This is a genomic window from Phenylobacterium sp. (assembly GCF_044371015.1).
In the GTDB taxonomy this organism is placed as follows: domain Bacteria; phylum Pseudomonadota; class Alphaproteobacteria; order Caulobacterales; family Caulobacteraceae; genus Phenylobacterium.
Genome location: NZ_JBILUK010000307.1, coordinates 1 through 3168 on the forward strand (window position 1 = coordinate 1; position 3168 = coordinate 3168).

General features: G+C 68.0%; 2 protein-coding genes. Both read right to left on the minus strand.

Annotated elements, in window-relative coordinates; all coding sequences use genetic code 11:
• The coding region (locus ACIQ3R_RS16745) for a TonB-dependent receptor (RefSeq protein ID WP_397419991.1) at positions 1–1398 on the minus strand (1398 nt) is incomplete at its 3' end.
• Between the two features lie 216 nt (positions 1399–1614).
• The gene (locus ACIQ3R_RS16750; protein ID WP_397419992.1) at positions 1615–3108 is read right to left on the minus strand and encodes a methyltransferase domain-containing protein; all 1494 of its coding nucleotides are present in this window, start codon (positions 3106–3108) and stop codon (positions 1615–1617) included.
• Between the last annotated feature and the right edge of the window lie 60 nt (positions 3109–3168).

Here is a 3168-nt window from a genome sequence, read left to right on the forward strand (position 1 = left end):
GACTTCGCGCTTGTCCTTCGAATAGCGGCCCTCGACCTCCAGATCGAACTGCTCGTTCACCTTGTAGCCCAGCGACCCATAGACACCGGCCGACCGGATCGTGGCGAACGTCGGCGTGAAGGTGCCGGTCGAACGGTTGGCGGCCGTCGGCGTGCGGTTCACGGTGTTGAGCTGGTTCTGCTTGATCTGCAGAAGTTCGAAACCAGCCAGCCAGGTGAGGCCGTTGACCTCGGCGCCGGTGAGATGGATGTCCTGGTAGAGCGACTCGGCCAGGTTGTTATTGACTGTGCCGGCGTTGGTGTCGGTCAGCAGCAGCTGGTTGCCCCGCGCCCGCTGCACGGCGAAGGCAACCGGATTGGTCGCGTCGCCGTCGAAACTCGATTGCGACTTGCGCTTCCGGTACATCGACGTCGAGTCGATCGAAGCCCAGCCCAAATCGTAGCTGACGGACAGGTGGACGGTGCCGACGTTCTGCTTGGCGCCGGGCGGCGTATTCCAGTCGCTCCGATAGTTGTCGCCGAACAGCCCCAAAGGATAGCCCGCCGCGACATTCGGCTCGATCGCATAGGTGTAGAAGAGGCCCGGGGTGCGTGCGATCTGGTTCTCAGCCAGGAGGTTGATGACAAGGCCGTCCTTGTCGTAGCGAATCTGCCCGCGCAGCAGCGAGCTCTCTTCGTCGTCGTGGTACTGGTCGACGAAGGGCGCGTAAAAGAAGCCCTTCTTCTGGGTGACGCCGTTGGCGCCCAGGCGGATGGCCACGCTGTCGGACAGCGGCACATTGGCGACCAGTTGCAGCTGAGCGCGATCGTTCTCAAAGCCGTACTTCAGGTCCGCAAACCCGGAGAAGGTCTGGGTCGGGGCGGCGGAGATCACGTTGATCGACCCGCCCACCGCGTTGCGCCCGTTCAGCGCCCCCTGCGTGCCGCGGAGCACTTCGACCCGCCCGATATCGAACAGGTCAGCGGTCGTGAAATTCCGGCCGCCCAGGTTGCCGCCCCCGCCGACATAGGCGCCGTTGCGATAGAGACCGACAGCGGCCTCCGCCGGCGTGCCCCGGCTGGTGCCGGCGCCCCGCAGCGAGATCTCGGAGTTCGCCGGGGTGCTGGTGTTGAAGTAGCGAAGGCCCGGGACCGTGGCCAGGAGGGTCTGGATGTCGCTGACGCCGCCGCGCGCCTGCAGGCTCTCTACGTCCAGAACCGAAGCCGCCACAGGCACATCGCGGAGCCGCTCTTCACGCTTGCGGGCGGTCACCAGGACCTCTCCCACCTCGGTGTCGTCTGCCGAAGCGGCGGTCTGGGCGAAGGCGGCGGGCGCCGGCCCGATCGCCATCAGCGCAATCGACAAGGGTACGAGGCGCGTTGCGGTCCGACCATGCGTCTTGCGGTGGCTACGGTTCATCAGATCCTCCCCAGGCTCTCTTTTTTTGAGTCCGCCCGGCCGGTCGGCAAGCCGACGCGGGGCGGATAATCTCACCCATTGATAGCCCAGTCGGACCTTGCGTCAAGGTGACAGACCTACCGGTCGGTCGGTCTGCTCGGTGGCTTAGACCGACCCCTGGGCTCACCGGACTCGGCCCAGTTCAAGCGGGCGAGATTCAATATGCCGGCGCCGTTCTCAGGCCAGAACGCCCAGTCGCGACAATTGGCTTATCATGGCGTGGCCCATGGCCTGGGCCCGACTCTCCGCGGCCCGCCTCAGTCCGGTGGCGTCGCCGATTGCCCCCCCACCGGACCGGATCACCTGCCCCGCGGCCTGAACCCGTCGCCAGGCCGCGTCGAAGTCTCCCTCCAGCAGCGCCAACAGGGCGAGGCGATCTTGCGGAGGCAACAGGACCTGCGTCCCTGCCACCGGAGAGGCGAAAGGCACGGGACCGGGGGATTCGATCCGACCGGCCAGCACCTCGGCATTGAGCGCCGAGGCCATGCGCGGGGCGCTCCCAGACCCGGGGCGATAGGGCTCGCGCAGGAAGTGCACGAGCTTCAGCGCCGCCAACCGCTGCACCGCGAGGGTGTTCTCCCGGGTGTCGCAAAACTCCGCCAGAGGCGCCGCCCGACCCTCCAGACGCCGGAGAACGCCCGTATAGACGGGTGACATCAGATCCACGCGGGCGCGCTCGCCCAGCTTGCGTCGCGCCTCCGAGAGATCACCGCGCGTGAGCCGGTCAACCCAGATCCCCGGCGGCTCCATAGCCGCCCGGCCATCCGTTCGCTGCAACACGTCCATTCGGCTGTGCGGGTCGCGCACGGCGTCCATCAGCATCTCGCGCGTGACCGGCTCCCGGGCCGAGAGGTCGGCGCGCAAGGCGTCCGGCGCGGTCAGGTCCAGGTCGTTCAATTCGATCTGGGCGTTGGCGACGAACCGAAGGCCCGCTCGCTCGGCTTCGTCTGCCGCGTCACGCGCCGAGAGGCTCGCGCGTTGCGCGTTCAGCACTTCGTGCGCCATGGCGGCGGGGTCCTCGCGGTCCAACTGATCGAGCCAGGCCGCCGCCTGCGGATTGGCGCTAAAAAAGCGCCCGCCCGCCGCCTTCACCGCGCGCACCGCCGCCGCGGCGGTCCGGAACCGCGCCACGCTGTCGCCGTCGAGGCCCCGCGCCGCCTCGCGGATCAGGGCGTAGAGCGCATCGATCTGGGCGTTGCCGGGCAGAGCGCCGTAGTGGAGGAACACCAGGCCCTGCGGCGTCAGGCGACGCGCCGCGAAGTCGAGACAGGCCGCGCGCAGCGGCGGAGAAAGCCAGGAATAGACCCCGCTCAAACCCACGAAGTCCACGTCGAAGGCCGGCAATCGGTCCAGGTCCGCGAAGCCGACATGGTGGAACGTCACGTTGGAGAGCCCGGCTCGCGCCGCCAGCTCGCGTCCCAGTCGGATGTGATCCGGATTGAGGTCGACCCCGTGAATCCGCGCGGCGGGGTAGCAATCGGCCAGCACGCAGGCCGTCAGGCCCGCGCCGCAGCCCAGATCCACATAGGTGAACGGCGCGGTTAGCGATGGACCGCCGGCGCCGCCCAGCCAAGCGGCGTGCACCAGATGGATCGGGCTCTGGAAGGCGCCGAAGGCGGAGGGATAGACCACGTCGGTGGTATAGGCGTCAGGCGAGCCGGAGGGTGTCATGCGCCCATCCTAGCCCGCGCTGTCGGCGGTTCGAAAAGGTCCGGCGCGGCCTGTCTTCGA

What these genes read in the sequence shown, in the direction of transcription:
- ACIQ3R_RS16750 (WP_397419992.1), bottom strand. Translation starts at nt 3,108, where the DNA reads ATGACACCCTCCGGCTCGCCTGACGCCTATACCACCGACGTGGTCTAT.